Annotated in this window: 24 protein-coding genes; 1 reads left to right on the top strand and 23 read right to left on the bottom strand. The window is 34.8% G+C overall.

Annotation, left to right across the window (positions count from 1 at the left end; genetic code table 11):
- Positions 1-62: 62 nt before the first annotated feature.
- The 11 genes from MKY02_RS01240 to MKY02_RS01190 form a co-directional block, all read right to left on the bottom strand.
- Positions 63-2189 carry a cellulose biosynthesis cyclic di-GMP-binding regulatory protein BcsB gene (locus tag MKY02_RS01240; RefSeq protein ID WP_340710502.1) on the bottom strand — a complete coding sequence of 709 codons (2127 nt, stop codon included), beginning with the start codon at positions 2187-2189 and terminating at the stop codon, positions 63-65.
- The gene (locus MKY02_RS01235; RefSeq protein WP_038186316.1) at positions 2186-3457 is read right to left on the bottom strand and encodes a glycosyltransferase family 2 protein; all 1272 of its coding nucleotides are present in this window, start codon (positions 3455-3457) and stop codon (positions 2186-2188) included. The genes MKY02_RS01240 and MKY02_RS01235 overlap by 4 nt, the downstream gene beginning before the upstream one ends.
- On the bottom strand, positions 3450-5168 hold the full coding sequence (locus MKY02_RS01230) for a DUF2334 domain-containing protein (protein WP_038186317.1): 1719 nt from the start codon (positions 5166-5168) through the stop codon (positions 3450-3452). The genes MKY02_RS01235 and MKY02_RS01230 overlap by 8 nt, the downstream gene beginning before the upstream one ends.
- Positions 5158-6015 carry a diguanylate cyclase domain-containing protein gene (locus MKY02_RS01225; protein WP_340710499.1) on the bottom strand — a complete coding sequence of 286 codons (858 nt, stop codon included), beginning with the start codon at positions 6013-6015 and terminating at the stop codon, positions 5158-5160. The genes MKY02_RS01230 and MKY02_RS01225 overlap by 11 nt, the downstream gene beginning before the upstream one ends.
- Positions 6000-7088 carry a glycosyl hydrolase family 8 gene (locus MKY02_RS01220; RefSeq protein WP_340710497.1) on the bottom strand — a complete coding sequence of 363 codons (1089 nt, stop codon included), beginning with the start codon at positions 7086-7088 and terminating at the stop codon, positions 6000-6002. The genes MKY02_RS01225 and MKY02_RS01220 overlap by 16 nt, the downstream gene beginning before the upstream one ends.
- 754 nt (positions 7089-7842) lie before the next feature.
- On the bottom strand, positions 7843-8556 hold the full coding sequence (locus MKY02_RS01215; RefSeq protein WP_038186322.1) for a YebC/PmpR family DNA-binding transcriptional regulator: 714 nt from the start codon (positions 8554-8556) through the stop codon (positions 7843-7845).
- 198 nt (positions 8557-8754) lie between these two features.
- A complete protein-coding gene (gene ypfJ / locus MKY02_RS01210) occupies positions 8755-9609 on the bottom strand; it encodes a KPN_02809 family neutral zinc metallopeptidase (RefSeq protein ID WP_076034755.1) in 855 nt (284 codons plus the stop codon).
- 154 nt (positions 9610-9763) lie between these two features.
- On the bottom strand, positions 9764-12892 hold the full coding sequence (locus tag MKY02_RS01205; RefSeq protein ID WP_038186325.1) for an MMPL family transporter: 3129 nt from the start codon (positions 12890-12892) through the stop codon (positions 9764-9766).
- A 292-nt stretch (positions 12893-13184) separates the two neighbouring features.
- A complete protein-coding gene (gene lepB, locus MKY02_RS01200) occupies positions 13185-13721 on the bottom strand; it encodes a signal peptidase I (protein ID WP_038186327.1) in 537 nt (178 codons plus the stop codon).
- 199 nt (positions 13722-13920) lie between these two features.
- Positions 13921-14202 carry a helix-turn-helix transcriptional regulator gene (locus tag MKY02_RS01195; protein WP_038186329.1) on the bottom strand — a complete coding sequence of 94 codons (282 nt, stop codon included), beginning with the start codon at positions 14200-14202 and terminating at the stop codon, positions 13921-13923.
- 123 nt (positions 14203-14325) lie between these two features.
- Positions 14326-14931: a lysophospholipid acyltransferase family protein gene (locus tag MKY02_RS01190; RefSeq protein WP_038186330.1), complete on the bottom strand. Its 606-nt coding sequence runs from the start codon at positions 14929-14931 to the stop codon at positions 14326-14328.
- Positions 14932-15217: 286 nt separating this feature from the next.
- On the opposite strand from MKY02_RS01190, the gene MKY02_RS01185 reads away from it, so the two are divergent.
- Positions 15218-15619, top strand: a complete 402-nt coding sequence (locus MKY02_RS01185) for an NUDIX hydrolase (protein WP_340710495.1) — start codon at positions 15218-15220, stop codon at positions 15617-15619.
- A 56-nt stretch (positions 15620-15675) separates the two neighbouring features.
- Here the strand turns inward: MKY02_RS01185 and MKY02_RS01180 are convergent, their stop codons facing one another.
- From MKY02_RS01180 to MKY02_RS01125, 12 genes are all read right to left on the bottom strand, one after another.
- Positions 15676-16188: a DUF2179 domain-containing protein gene (locus MKY02_RS01180; protein WP_038186334.1), complete on the bottom strand. Its 513-nt coding sequence runs from the start codon at positions 16186-16188 to the stop codon at positions 15676-15678.
- Between the two features lie 135 nt (positions 16189-16323).
- Positions 16324-17217: an NAD-dependent epimerase/dehydratase family protein gene (locus MKY02_RS01175; protein ID WP_076065573.1), complete on the bottom strand. Its 894-nt coding sequence runs from the start codon at positions 17215-17217 to the stop codon at positions 16324-16326.
- Between the two features lie 113 nt (positions 17218-17330).
- The gene (locus tag MKY02_RS01170) at positions 17331-18353 is read right to left on the bottom strand and encodes a DUF4097 family beta strand repeat-containing protein (RefSeq protein WP_038186338.1); all 1023 of its coding nucleotides are present in this window, start codon (positions 18351-18353) and stop codon (positions 17331-17333) included.
- The gene (locus MKY02_RS01165; protein WP_038186340.1) at positions 18350-18670 is read right to left on the bottom strand and encodes a PadR family transcriptional regulator; all 321 of its coding nucleotides are present in this window, start codon (positions 18668-18670) and stop codon (positions 18350-18352) included. The genes MKY02_RS01170 and MKY02_RS01165 overlap by 4 nt, the downstream gene beginning before the upstream one ends.
- 355 nt (positions 18671-19025) lie before the next feature.
- Positions 19026-20144, bottom strand: a complete 1119-nt coding sequence (locus MKY02_RS01160; protein ID WP_076034752.1) for a DUF2812 domain-containing protein — start codon at positions 20142-20144, stop codon at positions 19026-19028.
- A complete protein-coding gene (locus MKY02_RS01155) occupies positions 20141-20470 on the bottom strand; it encodes a PadR family transcriptional regulator (RefSeq protein WP_038186345.1) in 330 nt (109 codons plus the stop codon). Before MKY02_RS01155 ends, MKY02_RS01160 begins: the two co-directional genes overlap by 4 nt.
- Before the next feature lie 124 nt (positions 20471-20594).
- On the bottom strand, positions 20595-20786 hold the full coding sequence (locus MKY02_RS01150) for a hypothetical protein (protein WP_038186346.1): 192 nt from the start codon (positions 20784-20786) through the stop codon (positions 20595-20597).
- Positions 20787-20959: 173 nt separating this feature from the next.
- Positions 20960-21931, bottom strand: a complete 972-nt coding sequence (locus tag MKY02_RS01145) for a S66 family peptidase (protein ID WP_281489841.1) — start codon at positions 21929-21931, stop codon at positions 20960-20962.
- 155 nt (positions 21932-22086) lie between these two features.
- Entirely contained in the window at positions 22087-22776 is a 690-nt protein-coding gene (locus tag MKY02_RS01140) for a VOC family protein (protein WP_038186350.1), read from the bottom strand.
- A 153-nt stretch (positions 22777-22929) separates the two neighbouring features.
- Positions 22930-23814, bottom strand: a complete 885-nt coding sequence (locus tag MKY02_RS01135) for a DUF7662 domain-containing protein (protein ID WP_051448743.1) — start codon at positions 23812-23814, stop codon at positions 22930-22932.
- A 159-nt stretch (positions 23815-23973) separates the two neighbouring features.
- The gene (locus MKY02_RS01130; protein WP_076065572.1) at positions 23974-24978 is read right to left on the bottom strand and encodes a GTPase; all 1005 of its coding nucleotides are present in this window, start codon (positions 24976-24978) and stop codon (positions 23974-23976) included.
- 326 nt (positions 24979-25304) lie between these two features.
- Positions 25305-26297, bottom strand: a complete 993-nt coding sequence (locus MKY02_RS01125; RefSeq protein ID WP_076034749.1) for a YecA family protein — start codon at positions 26295-26297, stop codon at positions 25305-25307.
- Positions 26298-26301: the final 4 nt, after the last annotated feature.

Genomic DNA, 26301 nt, shown 5'->3' with positions numbered 1-26301 from the left:
TCATCAGTAATTAATTCTCTAAAAAAGACTAGCTCATTAAATGTGAACTAGTCTTTTTCCATCTATCTCAACTTCTTATTCTTTCTTCTTTTAATTCTAAAAATCAAAAGTCCAATCATCAAGAGTAATCCTGCAAATCCAACAATCCACCATTTTGATATTGAGTTATTAATTTTCCCATTTTCACTATCGACATTTAATTGCTTGTTTGTTTTCACATATTCAGCATTAGTAAAAAATTGCTTGTCACTAGATTGTACAGCGACCGTTGCCAATTCATCTGAGTTTATTATTTCATCAAGAAATTTATTCTCCATAAAATCGGGAGTAGACCCTTGATGATCAATAACAAGAATTGAATGATTCCCTTTACTCCAAGGGTTTTCTTGGATCCAGCTAAATTGTTGAACCGTTTCCGAAACAAAGCCCTCATCACTTAATACTGCCTTATTTCCCTTATATGAAACTATCAAATCATTCACCTTTTTTTGTAACAAAGGTTGTTCATTCGGCCCGCCTATAAATATAACATTTGCTTTTTCAGCATCCTTAGCTGTTACTTGCTCAGCAGTTTTTAATTGTATAGTAGGTTGTTGAACACCTTGCAATATCGCATTATATAACTTGAGTAATTGCTCATCTAAAACATCTGTTTTTTTAGGTAAGACAACAATAGGCATCCCTTCTGTACTTACAAATGGATAAGGAAATGCAGCAAATGTAATCCCCTTTTGTTCATCAACATTTTGTATTATTGGTAATATAAAAGTACTATCCTTCTCAATATAAATCCAACGTTTTTCATCTGTTTCTTTACAAGGATCATTCACGCCCAAACCAGTAGTTTGAAACTGCAAATCTATTAAACGGTTATCTTTAATTGCTTTAGCATCAATTGGTACACTTACATTGTAAATTCCATCCTTACTATCTGCTAATGTACGTAGATTCACCGAATGCGGAATATTATTTACATTTACGATTAATTCGATATTTGTACTATTGTCTAATTCCGATTGCTCTTTCATAGATGTAATACTTTCGGATTTTTTTAATTTTAGATTGAGTGTAAATGCCTTATTTAGTTGCGTATTAGGTGAGACATAGTAATAATAATGCGCGCTATTAGTACTCTGACTATCAAGCGTAATATTCTCTGCACCAAATTGTTCTAATGTGGCGCTACCATTCTGTGTCAAATTCAACTGTTTTGGTATATCCTTTACCGACAAATCTAAGCCACTCAGTTGTTTTGAGAATTGCGGATTAGTTAAAATAGCAATTCTATCTTCTAAATCAGTTGCCTTGTTAGCTGTTACAAACATTGCTGAAGTTTCTTGCTGTCCATGTTTTAATGTGCGAATGGATAGATGAAGTGCATCTGCCGTTTGCTTCACATTAGCATCTTGCCATAGTTTTTTTATATTGGAATTTGAAAATTCAGAGGGTACACCTATAAAAACTACATTCTGATTTAATTCTTTTATTTTCGATTCTCTAGTAATTTGTACTGCATTTTTTCTACCTGATTGATTTGATAAGAAATTAGTCATCTGAAGTGCACTGTTTAACGTATTTGTTGAAGGCTTATCTGGCATAACAATATATACAGGTTGTTCCTCAGTTCCTACAAAATTAGCTGGATAATCACCTAACGTAACATCTGTCTTTTTTACTAGACCCTCCAACTGATAATATGAATTGATATTAAGTGTAAGCCAATTAGCTGAAGTTCCTTGCTTTACACACATTCCTTCTTTAAGTACACCATAATATTTAACAGTTACAGCATGAATTCCTTCTTTCAGAGCATCACCTTTAAGTGGAATAGTCATTTCACGTACAGGCTTGTCCCCATTAATTGCGATTGATTTCACCATTTTATTATCTACACTAACTGATAGTGATGATGGCGCAATTAATAACTCAGAGTTTTCAGTATTCAAGACAATTTTACTTTCTTTTCCTTTTGCATCTGCTACTAATTCGTAGTAGAAAGTGACCTCACCTGCTGGGCCATTTAAAGTAATTGGCGCATTGGTAAAAGGTTGAGGTTGATTCGTGTCTTTAACATTATTCACTTTTATTCCATTGGCTGAAATTGTAGTATTTGCCTCACTTTTGGTTGGTGCCAAAGCCACAATAATTATGCATAATAAACTAGCTATTAATAACTGATATTGCTTCATGTTTTTTCCCCTTTATCTTTTTGTTCAAAGCGCTCTGTTTTATACCATTTCACTTCTTGTTTAAATAACACTCTTTTCATCTCTAAAAATAATGAATAAACAACTAAAACAATCCACATTTGAGAATAAGAAAAGTACATTAATATTACATAAAAGAAATTTGTCCGATTCATCTCAGCTTTCTCTATACTTAACGTAATCATTACCTCAGCTAAGAATAAAAGGAATGCCAGGATCCATAGTGCAAGAGCTACATTACCAATTGATAGATTTAGATCATAGAAGAGATTAATGATAAACAGAGTATTTGATAAAATAACACCGAAAAAGAATAGGAAGTACGTAAAGAAAAAGTAAAATAAATCAAAAATAATACTTTTACGTTTCAACTTAAAAAATTGCCCCAAGAACTTAAGGACGACATATTGATTTCCTCGGGCCCAGCGAGTTCGTTGCTTCCACCAAACATTTAGTGTTTCAGGCTCTTGCTCCCATGTTATAGCCTTAGGGAAAAACCGAATATGATAACCTTTATTGTAAACGCGAATGGTTAACTCAGTATCCTCAGCTAATGCTTTAACATCCCAGCCACCAAGTTCCTCTACAATACTTCGTCGAATAGCAAAGTTCGTACCAGGAATTGTCGCCACTTTGAACCATTTAAATCGGCCACCTTGCGCCATCCATTGAAAACAAATCGTTTCTATATTAATAAAACGAGTAAGCCAGGTTTTTGCCGCATTAATAACTCTAAATTTACCAACCACAGCTGCTGCCTTTGGATCATTTACTAATCCCATTACTAAATACCAAACTGACATTTTCTCCGGTGTATTATCTGCATCATAAACAACAATCACATCACTAGACGATTTTCTTAACGCCTCATTCAACGCAGAGGACTTACCCTTCCCCTTATTTGGAGGCTCAGTTTCAATAACACGAATAAAGGGGTGTTTTTCTGTAAACTGTCTTGCAATTTCACCTGTTCTATCTGAAGAATTATCATTTATAACAATTACTTCGAGTTTCTCTTTCGGATAATGTAACCGCGACATTGCTTGTAAAGTCTGCCCAATTACAACCTCTTCGTTATGCGCAGGTATAAAAACACTTACGGTTGGCAATTCAACCATTTTCTTTTCCCATTCAGGAATAACACGCTCAAATGTCCTAAAGTGAAGATAGCCACCTTGCATTAAGAACATATGGTATAAAAGCATAATCCATATTAAAAATAGCGCAATGTAAAATAATATATTAGCCATTTAAATTTCGCTCCTCAAACAATCGTTTTCGCAGCTTAGTACGTAAGCTCACAACATAAATAAAGAATGCTATAACAAATAAAGCGACAATAATTGCTAAGGTCCATAACACCATTTCAAATGGATTTTCTTCCATCCTTTGCTTTACCTTATCTGTCCATTTAATGTGAGATACTACGTTTAAGTCCCCATTTTTCTCTTGGTGAATCATAATGTTTTCAGACTGTACGATTTGTTTTGTTTTTCTTAAATCCAACCATTCTAAATTCGGTACCCCTTCTATTAAGCTCACCATTTCAGGCAAATATTCCATTCCTAAATATGGATGATAAAAGCCGCCAATGACTGAACCAGGAACCTGCTGCACTTTATTTATTTGTTCTTCCATATCTTTTAAGGGATCCGGACTACTTGGATCAATAAATCCAATCGTTTCAGGATATAATGTCATACCACTTAGTAGTGACGGCTTACTTATCATTAACGGCACAGCCATCCTCTTCCACGTATCATCTGATAATTGAATTTGCCCAAACATGGATGTGAATTGTTTTGCAATGATGTCATATCCTGTTGAACTCATTGCATAGTGTGGTGCCTCAAAGGAAATTGGGTACAATTTTAATTCTGTTAATTTTTCAATAGAGTGCTCCATTTTATCTTCAATATATTTCTTCTCTATCTCATCAATCGATCCCAAATATTGTTGATATGCTTTCTCTACCGAAAAATCAGATCTTTTTTTCATTTTTATAGGTTCATCGCTAGCGCTTATCGATGAAATTTTTTGATTGTTGATTGAATCCCAAAACTCGAAACCTTCGCCTGTTTCTGTATGTCGATACGTATGCGTATAGCCATGGGCAATAACCATACCACCTAAGCTTTGTAAATGCTGTAGCACTTTCACTAGCTTTTTACTATCTTTTAATTGCACTTGTTCTCCCGTCTCACTATTCACATAAACAGGAATTAGTGCCATATAAAAAGGAATACCCTTTTCTGCTAAATATTCACCCGTTTCCTTCACAAGCTTCGGATCTGATATAGGAGAGATATCCTCTAGACGAATATATGCCAGATGTTTTGCCGGTTCCTGCAAGTCTAGTAAACTAAATAATTCTCGTGACAAAATATAATTATCATCGGAAATAAAATTTGATTTTGCTATAAAAGATGTTTTACCGGCTTTCACAATAACAGGATACTTAGTATTTAGATTCGCACCTTCAACTAGCACTTCACTACCTTTTGGTGGTTTGACATATTCTATATTGATTAACTTAGAAAGTGGCTCTCCATCCAAAGTCCGAAGTGATTGCGTACCGAAGAATTGCCATTTTTCAAAGCGAGGGAGTTGTTCCGCATTTTTACCAAAAACAATTAAATGACCTTTAAAATTATTTATAGCCTTTAAAAAATCCGTTGGTAAATTACCTCTGTCTTCGCCTACAAATACTACGACGTCTATATTTTTTATGGTTTCAATTGTTACTTGTTGAACACTCGATAACTGAACTTGATCAGATATTCCTGCAAAAATCGCTTCAAGTAATAGAGTGTCTGAATTCGCTTTACCATTCGCTGACTGATAAGCTACCAATATTGTTGGTTTCTTCTGCTCTGTAGAGACTGTAGCAAATACAGGTATACTTTGAATGCACATCACCGTTATGATGGAAATCCCTAAAATCAACCGTTTATAGTTCATGAGAAACCATCTCACTTTCAACCCTACTGATAATCTCCTCATATGAAGTATCTAGTTTCGGCTCATATACAGAAAAACCAGTACGGAATGTCAAAGTTACATATTTGCCACTTAAAAGCTGATGTGTTTTGATCTTGCTAGCCAGTTTCTCAATTACTAAATCAATCGAATCGCCACCGGTTTCTGTCAATAAAATGGCAAAACGATCTGTATCATATCTGAATTTTTTATCTGTCAAACGCATTGCTTTATCCATTGTTTGAGCTAACCCCTGAAGCAAATGTTTTGTTTCTTTAGCGCCATAAAGTCTATTAAAATCTTTTAAGTGGTCAATCTGTAATAGAATTAAAGTAAAAGATTTACCATAACGGTCTACACGCATCATCTCTTCCTTTATCGCTATACCCATTCGATAGTTGTTATCAAAACCTGTTTCAACATCGACAGCGATAAAATTGCGTACTTCTTCTTGCAAACGCTGATTCAGCTTTTCCCGGGCAATAATAACTTCTTGCAAACGTCCTGCTATTAACACCAGAACAATCAGCATTAGCCCATATACCAAAAACACCTGTACCGGCATTGTAAAGCTAATTACAAATGCATTTTCGGTGTAATTAAAATAAATCAAAACACTACCAATAATGAAGATGAATATTAAACTAAAAATCAGACCTGTTACTGTTCCCAATAACAAGCTCACAATAATTAAAATGATTAAAAAAACATATAAAAGAATTCCTTCACTTCCATAATCCCACATGAAATAAGAAGGAATTTGTAATAACAATATAAGTATTGTAATAAGCAATAGAGTTTGCTTATTTGCGTTTAAAAACCGCTCCATTCAATCTTCCTTTCTGCAATTAAAGGCAATAAGTTATCAAATGCATGTGTTTCTAGCGTTTCTACATCAATATAGCCTCCGTAATACTCCTGCTTCTTATTACTTTGTTGTAAAATCAGCATTCTATTATAAAGTTGCTGAGCAAACTTCTTATCACCACGTTCTAATGAAAACAAGATCGCCAACGCATAAACCGAAGGACCTTCATAATCGACTGTTGGCCTAAACGTCTCTGCATCATAACGACCAAATAGCTTTCCTCCGTTTTTAGCAAAATCCATTTTCAAAAATTTCATTAGCTTGTCCGTATTACCTTTCCATTGAGACGAATGATACCCGACATAAAGCTGGTCTATTAAGTTGATTTCTTCATCATAGAAATAAGTAGATTTTTCCAAATCGTAATACTTTGGGTAAAATCCATTCTTAGAGAGCGGAGCCTTTAATAGTAAATTACGGTTTGCTTTATATACATCAGACGATATTAATCCTTTACTCTGTAAATGATCAAAACCAGACGGAATGATATAGCTAATAGTTACTTCATTACTCTGTTTTTTACTTTTTAAATCTACGTAATCAACCATTAGGTTATCTTTCAATTGGACACTAACAAAACTTTCCCCTAACTGTTGAGCGAGTTTTGTATACGCTGGATTTTTCCATCGCACACCTGCATTAAACAGTGCATCCACAATACGTAAATCATCGATAGCAGCGTTTGCAGCTGCCTTCTCTTCTCCATTTAGCTCCCAAGCAATTAAATTATCGTTAGTTAAAAAATAGCTTCGTAGCACTTCAACTTGATTATGGAACTGATTATAGCTATCTCTTTCCACTAAATATTGCATCCATAATCCGACTGACTCAGATAAATAGTTATCAGATCGATCTGTCAAATTAGTGCGTATACGTCCATCCTTTTGGATAAGGTACTTTTGAGTAAATGCTTCTGTTTCAACTCTAGGTACCTCTGCTTGGAGCACTTTTAATTGCTTATCCGATTGTTCAAATGAAGAACACGAGCTTAAAATAAGTGTAGAAAATAGCAATAACATAGTTAGTATTCTCATATATAATACCCTTCCTATCAGGTCTACTAGATGACCAAAATTAGGAAATCTGATTTCCACGTCTATCAGCTACCCTTTTATGTCATTAGTAAACGTCCGTTAGATTTCCCCTCATACAGATATATTGAAATAATATAATTGTGCACCAGTTCCTTAGCACTTTTATAACTTAAATGTTATTTAATATTTTTTTCAATCTTCATTACTTCTTCTTGTTTAAAAGGTTTTATATTTATAGATTAAAAATGATTTATCAAAATAAAGCTATTAATATCTTACTTTTTTTAATGCGGCGGACAACTATTTTACTATATCGGCATATAAAAAAGCCGTTTTTAAACCCTTATTAATCAATTATTTACTATTACTTTCTATTGTTTAATTCTATTTTACTGCTTTATACCTTGTTTTTACACCAAAAAAATCAGGGATATATAACTACATAAAAAGTTATTTTTTTAAACACACATTATTTTTCTATGCAAAAATTGTTATACTCTTTGATAATATCCAGTAACATTAAAAATATAGATACACCTTCTATCTTTGTATATAAAAAGAGGTATCCCGAAGTCAAAAAATCGACTTATGAGATACCTCTTAGTTTTTATTTTTATTTAACACCTTTAAAACTTCTTGTACTGATATTATTATCGCCTCAAAAGTTCAGCAAAAAGCCAGTGGCGAAATTGCCACTTGCTTTAAGTTATCCAAGTCATAAATTGCATTTCTTGAACCAGAAAACCCTCAGATATTAAAGTTCTACATTGTGATAAACTTGTTGAACATCGTCAAGTTCTTCTAGTGCATCAATTAGCTTTTCGAATTTTGCTAGGTCATCGCCTTCAAGTTGGATTTCAGTTTGAGGTAGCATTGTTAATTCTGCTACTGTGAATTCCGTAATACCTTGCTCTTTTAAAGCTTCTTGTACTGCGTTGAACTGAGTAGGTTCAGCATAAATAATTGTTGCTTCACCTTCGTCAAATACGTCACGTACATCAACATCAGCTTCAATCAGCATTTCAAGTACTTCCTCAGCTTCTTTTCCTTCGATACCGAATACAGCTGTAGGATCGAACATATAGGCTACAGAACCGCTGACACCCATGTTCCCGTTGTTTTTACCGTATGTAGCACGTACATCTGCAGCAGTACGGTTTACGTTATTTGTTAAAGCGTCAACGATGACCATTGAGCCATTCGGTCCGAAACCTTCATAACGAAGTTCATCAAAGTTTTCGTCCCCGCCACCTTTAGCTTTATCAATTGCACGGTCAATAATATGTTTTGGGACGCTGTATGTTTTAGCACGTTCTAAAACAACTTTTAATGCACCGTTAGATTCTGGATTAGGTTCCCCTTGTTTAGCAGCTACATAAATTTCACGTCCAAATTTAGCGTTGATACGGCTTGTACTTTGGTCTTTAGCAGCTTTTTTCTCTTTAATATTGTTCCACTTACGTCCCATGTATTTTCACTCTCTTTCAAATAGTCTACATATAAATGACGCGCGAGCATTTACTCTTGCCCACTTGAGGATAAGCCATTAATTTACTGTAGTATTATACACTATTTTCATAGCAATTAATATATTCGTCAAATGCGAAAATGGTGCTAAACTAGTCTTCTTCCGTTTTTTTTAGCGTTTTATACCTTTTTCTAGTTCCTATAAGTCTTTGGACTTGAAAGTATCGCCACCTTCAATTGTTCCATTCTGAAATCCCTGTTTAAACCATTTTACACGTTGCTTAGATGTACCATGCGTAAAACTTTCAGGTACTACATAACCACGAGCTTCTTTTTGGAGTGTATCATCACCGATAGCGTTCGCGGCAGTAAGTGCTTCTTCAATATCTCCTTCTTCTAAAAGGCCCTCTCCTTGTACATAATGGCTCCATACACCTGCATAGTAATCCGCTTGAAGCTCTAGCATAACTGAATATTTATTGTACTCAGCTTGCGATACTTTACCATTCATCTCGTGTACTTTTTCAGAAGTTCCTAACAATGTTTGTACATGGTGACCTACTTCATGTGCAACAACATAGGCCATGGCAAAATCCCCTGGCGCTTTAAATTGGTTCTTTAATTCTTGATAAAAACTTAAATCAATATATAGCTTTTGATCTGCTGGACAATAGAATGGACCTACAGACGCACTAGCTGTCCCACATCCTGACTGTACGCTACCTGAAAATAACACGAGCGTTGGGTTTTTATATGTCATGCCTTCTTTTTTAAAGATTTCCGCCCAGACATCCTCAGTATCTGCGAGGACAACTTTAACAAAACTCGCTAGTTCTTCTTCCTCGGCAGTTGGAATATAAGTAGAGCTTTGCTGCTCCGTAGGAATAGACTGCTGGGAACCATTCAAAATATCTTGTGGATCACCGCCTAGCAATGTATAAAGGAGGACGATAATTATACCGATACCGCCTATGCCCCCTCCAATTACGGCAGGGCCTTTCATTCCTCTTCGATCCTCTACATTGGAACTTTGCCTTCTTCCTTTCCAATTCATCGTAATACATCTCCTTATTACTCTAACTTCATATATTTTTACCCATCTATTTATGCACCTAGTCACGAATAGTCAGAATACCCATTCAAGATAAAAATATAAGCTACTCTACACATCTCTTTCAAAATGGCAAAGTAGCTTACATTTTATTCTTTTAAAGAGTTTTTTTATTACTAAACTTTTTTTTATCACCAAAATGTCTAAGTTTATGAGTTAGACCAAACATTGCCGGTGTGAAGATTGGCATCAATAGTAGACTCATTAATACAAGTCCCACTATGACAACTAGCGCTACTTGTATCAATGTCAAAATGCCTGAAGGAATCAACGCAGCAAATGTACCACCTAAAATAATCGCTGCTGATAATACAACCGCACCAATATTTTTTGCTGCCTCTATTATTGCTTCACTCGAGTTCTGTTCAAGTTCATTGAATCGCATCATCATGAAAATACTATAATCTACTCCTAATGAAATTAGCATAATGAAGCCAAAGAAAGGAACATTCCAGCTTAATGCATCGATATCTAAAATATATTTACTGATTAATTCGCTAATTCCAAGTGATGAGTAATAGGCAATGATTAATGAAGCAATAATGATTATTGGTCTCCAAAGTGAACGTGTAATAATAGCTAGTACCACTCCAATACCTATAAGCATAATGATCATAGTTCTCGTAAAATCATTGCTCGAAATATCTTGTAAATCTAGATTTTGAGAAGATTTCCCACCTACTGCAATTTGCGTATTTTTTAACTCGCTATTTTTTGAAACTGATTCAATACGTTCATTGATTTTTTCAACGATATGCATTGCTTCTTTTGAGTATGGATTAACATCAAGAATGACCATTAATCTTGTCATTTCTCGATTTTCAGACATGTACATATCCAAGCTTTTTTGGAAATCCTCCCCCTCTATAACATTCTTAGGAACAAAGAATTTCGTAGTTGATTTTGAGTTACTAACGTTTCCTAAATAATCTTGTGCATTCGCTAGACCTGCACTAATTTCATTTAAACCATCTGTACTATCAGCAAGACCTTTTTGTAAAGTTTTCATGTCTTCTTGTAAATCAGAAAGTCCTGATTTCAATTGCTCCTGACCATTATTAATTTGAGTTAGTCCGGTTTGTAAATAGGGTAGATTACTAACAATTTGCTCAGATCCATTTTCACCTTTATCCAATCCTGATTTTAATTCTTGTGCTCCAATTTCAAGTTGCTTTACTCCCTGCTGAACATACGTTAAGGCATTATTAATTTTCGAGAATGAAATATTCGCTTTATTGAATGAATTCATCGCCTTCTTATACTGTGGCTCAATTCTATTCATTTGGTTTTTTAATACCAAGAACTCTAGCTGACCCGCTCGCGCTATACGTAGAGCAGTTCTTATATTTTCATCATTTTCTAATTCAGGATTTGTTTTAATCAGAGCCCTCATAGAAATTTCAATCTGTGTATACCCTTGTCTAGCGCCGATAATTGCATCACTCAAGGATGAAAAATATTGTGAAAATGTATTTAGGCCAGTATATAAATCTGCATAACCATCCTGTAATTCTCTAGTACCATCGGACAGTTTCGCAATATTGGTATTCAATTCATGTAAGCCTGTTTGAATTTGACCTGCTCCTGTTACACCATGTTGGAAGCCACTCGTTATTTTCTCCATTGCAGAATTCAATGCTAATATGCCTGATTTAACTTCTGTAGTACCGTCAATTAACTTTTGAACATTTTCAATCCCACTATCATCTGCATTACTAAGTCCATCCCCAGCCGTTGATAAACCATTATGAATAACTTCGATGCCCTCCTGTGCATTTCCTAAGCCACTATTAACTTGATCAGTTTGTCGGTTCAAGTAAAGTTCTTTCACTCGATTCCCTTCAGGTCTAGTTGATGAATACACCTTTGAAACACCGTTTATTTCTGCAATAGCTTGTGTTAATTCATCAAGTGCTTGTAGATACTTTTGGTTATCTAAAGTCTCTCTCCCTTTAATAACGATATTTGTTGGAGATGAGAAACCTGGTGGGAAATGCTCCTCAATAACTTTAATCCCTTGCTTCGACTCATAGCTATCGGCAATCTCAAGTAAATCGTTGTAATTCAATTCACCTGAATTTTTCATTATAAACGGTGTACATATAATGGCTACTAAAAGCAGCGCTAAAATAGGTCTAAAATAGGCATACTTCGCTAAAATTGACCATAGCTTGCTATCACCATGTCCTTCGAAACTTCTAACTGGCCAGAACATTTTTTTACCTAGTACGCTCATAAAGAAGGGGTTCAATGTGATAAGGACAAGTAATAAGACCCCCACACCTATTGCAACGAGTGAACTTGCCTTGTATAAAGGAAAATCTGAAAGGCTCAATGCTATAAAACCTATAAACACAGCTGCTCCACTATACAGAACAGTTTTCCCAGCAGTTTTATAAGTTGCTCTTATAGCTACTAAATAATCGCTAGTACCTCTAAGTTCTTTTTTAAACCGGGTATACAGTAAGATATTGTAATCTGTACCGATACCAAATAGCGCAACGACTAGGAACACTTGTGTAAAATTGGAGAATGGAAAATCCCACTTATCCACTAAATGTGCGATAGCTCCTAAAGAAACGATGTAAGCTATACCAACTGTTACTAAAGAAATCAATGGAACTACCGGTGAACGAAAAACTAGAATTAATACAACTACAATAAACATAATGGCAATAACTTCTGTCTTTGCAACACCATCTTGTGTAGACTTCGCAAAATCTCTAATGACCAAGTCATTTCCAGTTAAATATGTATCTACATTTTTTGATTGAATATATGTATTTAATTCTTTCTCAACATTTGAAATTTCACCTTGCTTTTTATCTATTGTAAATTGTGTCAAGATGGTTGTCCCATCTTCTGAAACAAGCTGCGATTTCACTTCCTTACTGTCTGTATGTGCCATCATGGCTGTAATACCTAAATCATTTTCGTGTTTTTTTAAACGAGTTATTATTGCATCAATTTCTTCTAATTGCTCACCGGATAATTTTTTATCCGTATTACTATGGAAGACTGCAGTGAAGGAATAGTGATCTCCTCTATTATCATTCATTTCTTTCATCATCTCAGCCGCAATTCCACTTTGCACTGCATTACTTACATGCTGTTGACCTTTTTCCTTAACAAGCCGGTCCATATTAGGCATTGTTAAAATCATAACTATTGTTATGATTAGCCATGCTACTAATGCTACCGACCTTACATTTATGTACTTTTTCAACTCTTTACACCTCTTATTCTAAAAAACACATATTATTAAACGCTCACTTCTTCAATTATCTTATAATTTCCCCGCTGACTTTTTAATGTATATTTCATATCTATTATAATTATTTGATAGATGTAAATATATATAAATAGTTTTTTATTATTTTTCATAGACTTTCACAAAATAAAAAAGATCCTCCTTTATAGGACGACCTTTTTGACTTCATTCTATGAGTCTCTTCAATTTCATTTGTGTAGTTTAATTTAAAAACCTTTTTACATCTTAAATAATCCATCACATGTCCTTATTTAGCTATTGATATAGGAAAAAACTTAAGCTTCACTTCGCCCTTCACTGCATTTTTTGAAATAAAGCCATATTCTCTACTATCAGAGCTTTCCAAACGATTATCTCCAAGAACAAAATAGCTGTTAGAAGGTACTACTTTTTCATCTGTTATTTCTTCTAACGTAAAATCATATGTAAAATGGCCTTCCAATAAATTTTCTTTCTTCGTATTTAAGTAAGGCTCATCATATTCCTTACCATTTATATAAAGAATGTCATCCTTCATTGCTACATGGTCACCTGGTAAGCCAATTACCCTTTTAATATATTTCTCGTCTGAGTCTGGCGCATCAAATACAATTATATCGAATCTTTCAATATGACTTAATTTACTTATTAGCACTTTATTGTCATCAACATATGTTGGCTCCATTGACTCTCCCCTAACTGTTATAGGTGCAATCAAAAACTGGCGACAAACAACAGCAATAATAACAGCGATGATAATGGGACGTAACCATGAAATTAGCTCTCTCTTTTGACTTTTTTCCACTTAAACTCTCCCCCTACTAAAGGTATTCCATATATTCATTCACTCAGCATTAGTTATATTATCCCATCTACCATCCCATTAACGCAATTTTTTCACAACAACTATTTAAAAAATCACCCCTTAAATCCCTCTCCCATGTAATTGAGCCTAAAAAAAGTGCCATATCAAAGTTGATATGACACTTAAAAAAAGTATTTCTTTATGTATTTGGATGGTCCTTTAATACAATAAGATGTTCTTCCGTTATCCCCAAAACATCATAAACCTTTTGTAAAGTCGTTTCACGTACTTTTGTATCTCCACGTTCAATTCGACTTACCGTTTTCTGCGTTACATTTGCCTGTACCGCTAATTCAGATTGCGTAAGTCCAACTGACATTCTTTGTTTGAAAATCAGCTGACTACGCTTTTCTGCCATTACTTCTAACGGAGACTTACCTCCAACTTTCTCATCTCTTTCATAAAAATCAACAGTAACCATACGCTCCACCCCTAAAAGAAATTGTGTATTAACGATTCTTTTTTCAGCTACTTTAAAGTTGATTTGCCCCCGCAGTAAGTAGATATACTCTATGTTGTTTTATAGTCACTAACTGATAAAAAATCAGCTAGCGTCATGAGCAATTTTCTCTTCTAGCTTCTTCTGTAACGTAGCTAATTGTTCTTCAAGAAGATGCGTAAATTCTTCTCTTCCAGCTTTTCCTTTAGCCGTAATATAAATGGGTTCACCATAGATAAGGTAGCCCTTTTCACGAGCAAACACTTCACGCGGTGTATTCGGCCCAATATATGCAGCTGGTACAATAGGTGCTTTTGATAATTGAGCAATTGTAATCGCACCTTGCTTTAAAGAGTTTCCTTCCGCATTTCGTGTTCCGCTTGGGAAAATACCTACTACTTCACCTTCTTTTAACAACTTCATTGGTATTTTAATTGCACTTGGTCCTGGGTTATCACGATCTACAGGAAAAGCATTCATCTTCGTAATAAACCAACCTAGTAGCTTATGATCAAAAAGTTGCTTCTTAGCCATGAAATGAATAGGTTTCGGGTATATAGAAACACCAAGATTCAAAATATCAATCCAACCTGTGTGAGTACAAGCTACAACATAACCACCCTCTGTTGGCACATTGTGCTTGTCAAAAACTCTCACCTTATTAAATAAACCTAAAAACTTTACTACAAAAAGACCTACAAATCTATACACTTTTCTACTCCTTACTTGCACTATGAATATCTATCTTCAGCGATATCCATTTATTGCGATTGTTACTATTTTGAAGAGCTCTAATAATCTATACTAGAGAGAGTATCTACAAAAGAAATTATATTCAAACGATAGCAACGAATAGGTGGTTCATACATTGAATCCATAATTCTACATTCCCCTACCTATTATTGTAATCGATATTTATAAAATTTGTACCAAATGTACAAAAAAAGGTTATAATAAATTGTTTTTTCAAACATTTTAAGTTAAATGAGGTATGTTTATGCGGAATCGAGCAGCTGCTGTCATTATCTGCGAAGATAAAGTAGCTTTATTGAGAAGAAACAAAGGTCATGGTAACTATTATGTTTTCGCTGGGGGTGGAATTGAGCATGGCGAAACAGCTGAACAAGCAGCGATTAGGGAAACCTTTGAAGAACTAGGTGTTCACGTAAAGGTCATAGAATTACTCACAACCGTTCCATTCAATGGTACACAATATTATTTCACAGCTCAAATAATATCTGGCGTATTTGGCACAGGAAAAGGTGAAGAATTCACAAAATCTACAATTGAAGGCGGTACATATGAAGCTGTCTGGATACCCCTCACAAAAATAAATGAACTAGACGTACGCCCAATAGAAGTTGTGAGGATCCTTATGGATAATGATTCTACTGACTAAAAAAGCATCATACTGTCTAGAAAACTAGATGATATGATGCTTCTTCTTTATTTCATTTAGCGCATTTGCTTTACTAAAAATCCTCCATTGAGCTTACTTGGTTCATAAGAGATAACAAATGCCTTTGGCGATATGCCTATTATTGTTGCACGTAATTTTGCTTCATTTTTGCGCTTGGCTATTACTGTCATACTGATTTTCTTGCCATCTTTACCATCTGCAAACCATGAAGTGACGCCATACCCTTTAGCACGTAACTCTCCAACTAGTGCTGCTTCACTTGCATCTACTATTACTTCAAATAGTACATAGCCTAACGCCAGACGCTGTTCAATTAAACTTCCCGAATAAACACCTAATCCCCAACCTAGGCAGTAAGCAGCGATATTCCACGGATTATCCAAATTGTCTAATACAATCGTTAATCCCATCAAATAGATAAATACTTCTACCATCGAGAGCAGGGACGCAACTTTCGGATAGCCTTTAATGACCAAAATTAACCGTAGCGTTGTTAAAGTCATGTAAGAAATGTTAATCACAATGATTAGTAAAATCATTTCAATCATAGTTTTCAACTCCTAGTCGCATTCGAAATAGATTCTTTACATATTTTTATAGTTCCCGAAAAATAGCTTTATACACTTAAAAATGAAAGAAGCTACTTGTAAAAATAGTAGCCCCTTTCATATCAAATGATTTATTTATCTAGTTTTGTGATGTATTCCTTGTACAAGCTTGTGGACAAGCTGTGGAAAACTACTATCCAATGTTGCAAATGTATAACCTGCTGACTCTGCTTTTGAAGTTTCCATATACCAAGAATCCGGAATATTATAAGGTGAAATATTTTCCTGTTCCACTTCAGCTGAAACAATCGCCTTTTTACCAACTTCTTCTTCAATTATTTCTAGCATTTCTGCTAATGAATAGGTGCCTTTTAATGTTGCATTTATAGGCCCCGTAACATGCTCTTGCCCAACCCATTTTAAGAAGGTGCCAGCTTCATCAGATGAAATAAAGGACATACGTGCTTCTGTATTAATCATTCCTATTTCTTCCTCATTTTTCACATGCTCCACATGGAAAAGTAGTCTTTCTGTATAATCCTCTTCACCAATTACAATTGGGAATCGAACTGCTGTTACTGGAAACGTTGCTTTTTGGAAAAATACAGCTTCGGATAAACGTTTCCCTTCGCTATATGAAAATGCATGTTGATCTCCCATTTGAATTGGATAAGTATAAGGATCAAAATCCTCTTCTATCTTAGCAATTCCATCTGCTGCATACACGGATAATGTTGAAGTGAAAACATAATGCTTTACATTTTTATCAAAGATAGCACAAGCCACCGCTGCATCATCTGGTGAATAACAAATATTATCATATACAATATCCCATTGTTCACTACCTACTGCTGATTTAAGCACTTTGGCATTTAGTCTATCTACTGTGACTTGTCGTACCTTATCACCGAAGGGGTTTGCTAAAATTCCACGTGTAGCAATAGTTACATCATGTCCATCCTCTACTAACAATTCAACTAATCTCTTGCCAAAAAAACGCGTGCCACCTAGTACTAAAATTTTCTTCATAATCTCTCCCCCTTATGAAATTTCTACCATTCTTATTTTAGCAAATATTTCGTCATTTATATATTTTTAACTACAGCAAAGCCCCCTGTACAAAATGCACAAGGGGCTAGATATTATTTTTCTGCAACAGTAATGCTACCGTTATCTGTTTTTAAGGAGATTGGTAATAGACCATTGCCCAAGATTAATTTTTTCGTTTTCTCACCGAAAATTATACTCTTCCCCATATCCTTTTTAGTCTGAATCGTAGCATTATCTGGCTTTTCTTTTACGTATAATTGAATGCTACCATTGTCCGTTTCCAAAGAGATCGGTTTAGTGATAATAGGAATAAAAGCTTCAATACGGCCATTATCTGTTTCAGCTTCAATGGTACCTGTTACTTCTTGAATGTCGATTCGGCCATTATCTGTTTTAACCTTAACTGTCTCTGTTTGTACATGATGTAACTCTATACGTCCATTATCCGTCTCACCTTTTAATGTTTTACATTGAACATCTTTTAACGTAATACGGCCATTGTCAGTTTCTACATGTAAGTTTGTAGAGGCACTATCTGTTAATATAATTCGACCATTGTCTGATTCGATATGCATTAAAATAGCATGTAATTGTTCCGCTTTCGTTACACCATTATCGTTATCAATTCGAATCATATCATACATACGTTTAGGTAATTTAATCGTCACTTTAGGTGCGTTGCCGAATGTTAAAATTATGCCAAACGCGAACCATTTTTTCTTTTCTTTAATAACAATTTTAAGTGTATCTCCTACAATATCCATTGAAATCAACTTATTGCTTAGTTGATCTTTCATATCAACATATGCACGGTCATCTGGTGATGGAATAATATCTAAGTCTGCAAAATCAGCCTCTATACTTACTTTCGTAAAGTACTCCCCTTTAGGCTGTTCCTCCGTCACCTTCATATCCTCATCACCATAAGCCTTTAATAATTCCTCAGCAATATGTGCTGGCGTCCCAAGGGCATCAATGATTGCAGTATCTGTTTTCCCTTCACTACGTCCATTTGAAAAATACTCACGAAAATCCCGAATGATATCCTGTCTTTCATCTTGTTTTAAACAATCCAACTCTTTTTCTAGTGCTTGCAAATAACGTTCCTCATTCATTTTGTATCCCCCTCATGGATTAAATGATTTACTCCAGCAATAAATGAATCCCATTCTTGGCGTAATTCTTCTAGATAAATTAAACCTTGCTTTGTAATTTGGTAATACTTACGTGGCGGTCCTTCAGTTGATTCCTTTAAATAAGTGGTAAAATAGCCTTCTTTCGTGAGACGACGAAGCAATGGATAAACAGAGCCCTCTGAAATTTCAATTTGATGTGAAATAGCTTGCACTAGCTCATATCCATAACGATCCTGATTTTCAAGTAAAGCTAACACACATAAATTCAAGACACCCTTTTTAAATTGCACGTTCATACAGCTTCCTCCCTTCACTATTGTTTATTAAACAGTACTATAACATATGTCTATTGTTCATTGCAAGGTACTGAATTTAATAAAAAAGCTATCCTTTTTTTGTAGGGTAGCTCGTAACTAAACTATTGTATAAGAAACAACAAAAATTATTACTGCCGAAACACAATAAAACATCATGCCATTTGCTCGGTTTTTTTGAATTCCTGTACCCCGCTAAATACAATGACTAACCCTAGAGATAACATCATATATGAACTGAATAAAAAATCTTTTTTCACAAAGCATAAATTACAAGTAATAAAGTAATCACACTAAAAATAATACATCCTACCAACAGCCACATATATATCTCCGCCTATGAATAAAGCTTTCGTTCTTTATAGAAATACTTATATGAGACATTTATTAATATACTTACGCTTAGCAACACTACTATTGCTAATATTCCTAAAACAGTTTTGTCACCGATATCGCCACCAAATTTATACTCTTTAATACGAAGTAATAAATTCGTTAAATTTAATACTATCAAAAACAGAAGTGATGCACTTTGCTTTAAGTATGTTCCAAAAGTTTGCTTTCGCTCTTCAGTAATATCATGCCCTAAGGTTGGTATTGTTTCTCCCTCTTTATATTGCTTTGCCCAGATGAAAAAAGAACCGAAACGTTGTGTTGTTTTATGTTTTAGTTGCCATCCTGCTTCTTTATGCATATCGAAATAAGAAGGCTCTACTCGTTTTCTCATTTCGCAAACATAAGAGACTTTTTCATTTTGGCCATCTTCAAATATAAAGAAATCCCCATTTACTTTTACTAATCTATTACCTTGTGCAACCATTTCCATTAACCACTTCTCTAACATTTTAGGAAAGTACACCCAATTGTTCTTCTTTTTTCTAAATACCTTTCCTGTTGCCTGCACCTGATCGATCGATGTATTAAAATATTTCTTTTCTAAAGCCTTTAATTGCCTTTTTAAAAAGAAACTTAACCTAATATTACTAACCGCTAAAATAATAATTGATATAGGAATCATCCACCAAATAGGTGCCAAATCTTCAAAGTCCAACATAAATAACATTAAACAAAACGGCATGAAAATGATAAATAGTATCCATGCGCTAATAATTGCAAAACGGCTCCATTTATCCTCGTGAAAACTAATACGTCTCAAAACACCATCTCTTGAGGGAAAGAGGGAAATAGATGGATGATTATTCTTCACGATAAGCCAATGCTTTGCTCTCACAACTTCATGCCACCCATTATTTTGTAGCGTTTTTGCCAATTGAGCTGACTTGCCATATTGGATTTGATAAATTGTTTCAATTGATGCGACTTTTTCAAATTGAAATAGGCGACTAAATCGTTGTATATGCGATAGTTGCAAGCCATCATGCGCCATTTCAGCTAACCATTGCTCCGTCTCTTCAATGCGATAACTCCAAAACGGTCTCCACCTTTTTATGGTCACTCAAAAGCCCCCTTGTATTTTGCGACATTCACATACAATTCATTTAAACGCTTCATTTCATGTCTCATCAACGCTTTTCCACCATCTGTTATTTCATAAATTTTCTTACGCTTTTCATCTGCATACATGGTAATTATACCGTCACGTTCCATCTTAGTTAACGTTCCATAAATCGTTCCCGATCCAAGTTTTAAGCGATTATTTGTGACTTCTTCTACATGCTTAATAATGCCGTAACCATGCCTCGGTTTTGATAATGACAATAATATATAAAAAGCAGTTTCAGTCATGGGGCTATAACTTTTAATGATTTGCTCTATATTCATGCGATACCTCTTTTTACTCCAACTATGTCACATTTCGACTATATCACGCTGCGACATATTAAATCAACATTATTTTCCAAAAATAAAAAACTATCCCATTTTATCAGGATAGCCTTCTTAGCAGTTATGCTTTTTTATTCGAGTCTTGCTTTGCCAAAAATATAAAAAGTCCGATTAAGCTAATGATGTTCAAAATCGTGCCACTAATAAGTAATACCCATTGCATCGTCAAAGGTAAATTACGCGTCATACCAAATGTGATACTAAGGGAGCCAACAGCGATTAGCACCATGTATAATGGTAAACCTTTCAACAAATTACTTCGCCTCTTTATTTGAAAATTTCGGTTTTATTTATTTCGATAGTACCATGATAAATATGAACCTGCTAGTAAAAGAATGTTATTATTTCATTATTAAATACTATGTTTCTGCATGAAATTTTATATCTGCTCTTTTAGGTCAACTGATACACCGTTATTTCTAATAATTATTGTACAGCTGTTTCTAAAAAGCGAAATGCAATTCCGTTTTTATTTGCTTGAATTGAAGCCTGAATACCATTTGGTAAAATGAACATCGGATCTGTGTGACCAAAGTCAGCATTATAAACAATCGGGAAATCATATCCTTCTGTAGCTCTTTGTAGAATAGTGTGCAATAACCCATTATCGTGATTATCTCCAAAACCTACCGATGGGTGGAATCGTCCAATGACTAACGCAGAAATTTTATCAAATACTTGCATATGTCGGAGTTGCGTAAAATAGCGATCTATTGATTCTGGACATTCACCTTCATCATCTTCTAAACAGAGAATTGCTCCATCCACATTTGGAAAGTACTCCGTTCCTGCTAAAAGCAACATAACCCCAACGTTTCCTGCGATAATCTTGCCTCTTGCTTCCCCTTGTTTGAAAACTTGCATACCAGAGTTAAACTCTTTAACACGCTCCCTCGTATCTTCTTTGTCCCAAGATAATGATTCCAATACTCGGTATGATGAACTGTTAATCTCAACAGTATCTACTTCAACCAATGTTTTTTGAAAATAATTATATGTATAATCCATTAACCCATTTAATTCACCGAACTGAGGTAAAATCGCTGGTCCCAAATATGTAACAAGTGATGTTTTTTCATATATAGCGATATTCAAAGCTGTAATATCACTATAGCCCATCAATATTTTGGGATTTTTTTTAATTAGTTCATAATCGATTTTATCTAGTAATTGATGTGAACAGGTTCCACCAATTGTCGTAATAATCGCATCAATTTTTGGATCACTAAACATCGCATGTAAATCAACCAATCTTTCATCTACTGTGCCAGCCATATAGTGGTCGCTCTTTGTCGCATGCTCACCAATAGCTACTTTATAGCCCATTTTCTTAATCGCTTCAATTCCTCTCTGCAAACGACCGGGACAATCAGCTGCTATGCCTGACGATGGCGCAATAATTCCGATTGTACTACCTACCTTTAACCTTTTCGGCTTAATATTATCTATGACAATTCCCCCCTACAAAAATACTTTTACATATTCTATCACTAAATTCAGAATAGTCTACTTCAAAATAAAAAAAACCACTAGAGCAGCTTTTTTTGAAAGTATCATTTTGTTCCAATAGAAATTTTTCCATTTTCGTTCACTTCAACAAATCGGCCGTCTTTCAACTGAATCAACAATGGATAACTAACTGCTTCTTTCGTCGAAAAATACCATATTCTCTTAGTAGGCGCTAATAAAAAAAATGCCCCATCTTCCCTTTCGCCTAAAAAATTTAGAGCATTCGATTCTAATGGCTCCTCATCTGTTAGGGTAATACCAATTTTTTGTAATTCATTACCAACCTTCAAAACATCATCTGTTGTAACATTTATTTCACTAATATTTAATAGATTCCTTGCTGAAAAAGGTTCAGTTAGTTTGGTTTGTGGAGAAGTGCCATAACGTGAAATCAGCTCAACAATATTACCAGAAGGATCTTCGAAGTAGCATGAGAATGCTTTAGCTGATTCAAAATGTACTTCATCATTACCTTCTTCATCATTATTTAAAGATACTAATTGCATAATCCATTTTTTGGCTTCTCGAAATAAATTACTAGGTATATTGAGTGCAAAGTGATAAAACGGCATACCTTTCCCTTCATATTCTTTAAGTTCTAAAATACTTGTACCAACAGCTATTTCAAAACTATTAATACTTTCGGTTAAAAGTCCAAAGCCTAATTTCTCCACATAAAAATTCTTCGTTTCTTCTAAATTTGAACTATACAAACTCACTTTTTGGATAATCATCACATGCCCTCCAATCGATACTTCCATCATATGTTAATAGCATTAGTGTTTTATACCATCAATTGGATGAAATCTCTTTCCTACTATTGAATGAGAAAAGGACTGCTAAAATGTCATATAATCATCCTAACAGTCCCTTTAGATAATCGGTTTTTAAAGCTTCACTACCCACTTTTCATCATCCAACGCTTGTGGCAATAGGACGAGGGAAATACCCGATAACTGTTGGGCGTATTTCTGCTGAACAATTTTAAAGGTAAGTACTTCTGTCACAAAAAAGTATTTCGCATATGCTTGCTTACTGTTCAGTGTTCTAAAATCGTGCAACATCCCACCCTTTTGGTGTGGACCAAAATCATTAGGTAAAGCGGGTATAACTGTTCTTAAAGTTGCTAAAATCCGATTACCTTCTGTAGTTGTTTCATCATATGTAAAGGTACTTGAATCTTGTTGAGTTTTATCTGCTGAAAAAGATGGTATATCATATTTCCCTATTAGAAACTCTATTACTAACTGAGAGGCTAGTAAATTCATGTCTTGCTCAATATTACCTAACATTCTTTTCCACGATCGAACGACATCAAACTGCTCTTGTAACTCTTCGGCTGCAAAGCGACGATGTGAATTGTGTACAAAGAAGGTCTGAATCAAATCCATTTTAGCAGTCATCCTTTGAAAAAAATCAAATTCTTCCTGCTCTACATTTAAGGCTCTTTCTTTATTTGTACTCATTTCTTCCTTTACTACTTTATTCTTTTTCTTTGTTAAGATTTCACGAGATACTTTCACGAACTCAACAGATTTTCCAAATTGAACCTCATCTACTCGAAACCCTGCCTCTAGCCATGCAGCAGCTTGCACATATGTACCACTTCTAGTATTTCCCCACCAAGCATGATAAGTATAGGCTGAACGAGGTAATGTCACCGTCAATATCTGTTCAATCTCCTCAAAAGTTAGTACAACACGACGTTCTTCCTGCCTTTTTAAATAATTGAATAAAGGTAAGTATTTTCCCTGTACTAGTGTTGTTTCCATCATCCATTACTCCCCACTCGGATAAAATTAAACAATATATTAGTACATTTTATCATATATTATACAGAAATTTCTAAAAATTCAATATATATTATATTTTATATAAAACGAAAAACGTGCTATAAATCCTTCAAAGGATTTATAACACAAAATATAATATTACTTTTTCTTTTGGTCTTTTAAAAACGTTTCATATAACGGTTTAAGTGTTTTTGAATTGACGTCGATGTCATTTTCGTACGCATACTTCACTGCATAGCCTAGTGCGATTGTCATTCCGCCTGCAACACTCGCACCAGCTACAGTACCTGCTCCTGGTACAAATTTTACTATTTGGCGGAAAATTGTTTTCCCAACATTACCAACAATCGTTGCGATAATCATTTCCTTAGCTTTATCTTTAGAGATAGGCTTTCCGTATAGGGTAGATAACTTCAGCATCATACCTACTTGTAAAGTCGTTAATGGTACGAAATCAGCACCTGGAATCGGCACTGCTCCAATCGCAGCTGCTGATGCACCTGCTCCTAAAATCCACTTTTTAGCAGTAGCAGACTTATCAGCCATGTGAGCTGCCATTAAAATGTCTTTTTTTTTGACCTCTAAAAGCTTTAGCACCTTTTCTTGTAACATGGACATATTTTCACCTGTGCGAGAAGAAATCGGTGTCACCGCATACTCATAATTTGTATGGTCCTGTACATATTTCACAAGGCTTGGTATATCATCAGCAGCATCAATTTTGTTAAGTACTAGAATAATGTCTTTATTGACCGCACTTATTTTCTTTAGTGAAGCAAGCTCAGTCTCTGAAAGAACAGTACCCGCTGCATTAAGGAAAAATAACACGACATCTGCCTCGTGGAAAAAACTCATCGTTAAATCCGAGTTTTCACTTTTAATATCGTCAAGCCCTGGAGTATCGACGAATACAATTTTATCTTTGTATATATACTTTTTAATTTGTTGTGTTTCACCAGGATTTGCTCCTACTGGTGCCACATCGTCACCCATTAATTTGTTTACTGTTGAGGATTTCCCAGCGTTTACATCACCTATCATGGCTATCAAAATTTCACGATCCAGCTGGGCATTAATTTCTTCTGACTTTTCTTCAAAAATACGATCAAATTCTGCATCTGTAAAAGGTTGATTTGAGTTCATCTGTTAAAACCTCCTGAAGGTTGGACAATACTTCTCATATTTTAAAGCTATAACAGACCTACAAAGAATGCAAACTTTTTACTTTTTTGTACTTTTAGATAACCGCCTTTATCTGCAAATCGCTTACATTTAGTCTGACCATTCTAATAACGAAAGTAAATTTGTAGACTAGTGGCTCCTAAATTAAATTAGTATTTTAAATTTAGATACATAACATCCACTTTTCTCTACAAAAAGTGCACTATTTTTCCTACTGCAACATCAGATGAATTATGAAAAACTAAAAAGCCCAAGCTCGGTACAATACCAGGCTTGGGTCTTCAAAATCAGTTGTTTTTTTCAGTATAATAAGTAGTTAGCTCATTATAATATTTGTTTAATGAAGATGGGGAAACCTCAAATTTTTCAGAGATTTCTTTCACTGTCATTCCAAGTGGTTCAAATAATTTTTGTTCTTCACCAAAACGAATGGCACCTGCCGCAATTGCAACAGCCTTACGCGCTTTCGGTTGGCGCTCTACAACATAATCTTCTACAATTTCAAGAACTGGTCTTGGGTCTTGTCCTTTGCCTTCTAAAAACTCTAGCACACGTAAAAATACGTCCGCTTCAAAATCCGTAAATTCTCCGCCTTCAAAGCCAGCTTCACCTAGCTCTTTCCAGAAGTCCAGGCTATTTTCTTTCCAATAAGCTTCTTCGTCTAAAGTCGATTGTGCTTTAAAAGTATCTGCTAAATTTCCGAATACAGATTGATAATCTTTCGGGAAGAAAATCATACTAGATACCGCTAAATAATGCGATTCTTTATTTGAGCCGTCTGATAAGATAAAGCAAAATACATGCACACCTACAGGAACAGGCTTGTCACTTTCCCGACGCAAATGTACAACTTCATCTGTTAAAATATTTCGTACCACCATATAATTCTCTTCAATTGCTGTTACTTCAGCAACCATCATTGTTGGATGCTCCCAAGTGTTTAATACAGTTAAAGTCGATGGGCGTACTATTTCTTTTTTCATTTTTTGCAAATATCCTTGCCAAATATCCGTTCTATCATGGAAGAAATATGCATCTAATGCAATGGCTTCAATCATATCTTCTAATAAATATTTGCCGACTGCATCATGCCATTTCTTCGCTACTTCAGCAAACTCAGGAATGTCGCTACGTAACGGATACTTATCATAAAATGTTTGCAATACTCGTTCTAATTCTTCTGCGTATACGGATTCTACTGTGACTGCTTCTTTCTTCTCACAGCATTTTTTGTATTTCTTACCACTACCACATGGACACGGTTCATTACGTCCGGGCATTCTA

The organism is Viridibacillus sp. FSL R5-0888 (genome assembly GCF_038009105.1).
Taxonomy (GTDB): domain Bacteria; phylum Bacillota; class Bacilli; order Bacillales_A; family Planococcaceae; genus Viridibacillus; species Viridibacillus arenosi.
This window is presented reverse-complemented; position numbering and strand designations above follow the sequence as displayed.

Coding starts and splice junctions, on each gene's coding strand:
- MKY02_RS01230 (WP_038186317.1), bottom strand. CDS start 5,168: ATGAACTATAAACGGTTGATTTTAGGGATTTCCATCATAACGGTGATG.
- MKY02_RS01215 (WP_038186322.1), bottom strand. CDS start 8,556: ATGGGACGTAAGTGGAACAATATTAAAGAGAAAAAAGCTGCTAAAGAC.
- MKY02_RS01140 (WP_038186350.1), bottom strand. CDS start 22,776: ATGATTATCCAAAAAGTGAGTTTGTATAGTTCAAATTTAGAAGAAACG.
- MKY02_RS01155 (WP_038186345.1), bottom strand. CDS start 20,470: ATGAATATAGAGCAAATCATTAAAAGTTATAGCCCCATGACTGAAACT.
- MKY02_RS01175 (WP_076065573.1), bottom strand. CDS start 17,217: ATGAAGAAAATTTTAGTACTAGGTGGCACGCGTTTTTTTGGCAAGAGA.
- MKY02_RS01135 (WP_051448743.1), bottom strand. CDS start 23,814: ATGGAAACAACACTAGTACAGGGAAAATACTTACCTTTATTCAATTAT.
- MKY02_RS01235 (WP_038186316.1), bottom strand. CDS start 3,457: ATGGCTAATATATTATTTTACATTGCGCTATTTTTAATATGGATTATG.
- ypfJ (WP_076034755.1), bottom strand. CDS start 9,609: ATGAATTGGAAAGGAAGAAGGCAAAGTTCCAATGTAGAGGATCGAAGA.
- MKY02_RS01195 (WP_038186329.1), bottom strand. CDS start 14,202: ATGGTTACTGTTGATTTTTATGAAAGAGATGAGAAAGTTGGAGGTAAG.
- MKY02_RS01125 (WP_076034749.1), bottom strand. CDS start 26,297: ATGCCCGGACGTAATGAACCGTGTCCATGTGGTAGTGGTAAGAAATAC.
- MKY02_RS01130 (WP_076065572.1), bottom strand. CDS start 24,978: ATGAACTCAAATCAACCTTTTACAGATGCAGAATTTGATCGTATTTTT.
- MKY02_RS01165 (WP_038186340.1), bottom strand. CDS start 18,670: ATGAACGTGCAATTTAAAAAGGGTGTCTTGAATTTATGTGTGTTAGCT.
- MKY02_RS01225 (WP_340710499.1), bottom strand. CDS start 6,015: ATGGAGCGGTTTTTAAACGCAAATAAGCAAACTCTATTGCTTATTACA.
- MKY02_RS01240 (WP_340710502.1), bottom strand. CDS start 2,189: ATGAAGCAATATCAGTTATTAATAGCTAGTTTATTATGCATAATTATT.
- MKY02_RS01220 (WP_340710497.1), bottom strand. CDS start 7,088: ATGAGAATACTAACTATGTTATTGCTATTTTCTACACTTATTTTAAGC.
- MKY02_RS01170 (WP_038186338.1), bottom strand. CDS start 18,353: ATGAATGAGGAACGTTATTTGCAAGCACTAGAAAAAGAGTTGGATTGT.
- MKY02_RS01185 (WP_340710495.1), top strand. CDS start 15,218: ATGCGGAATCGAGCAGCTGCTGTCATTATCTGCGAAGATAAAGTAGCT.
- MKY02_RS01180 (WP_038186334.1), bottom strand. CDS start 16,188: ATGATTGAAATGATTTTACTAATCATTGTGATTAACATTTCTTACATG.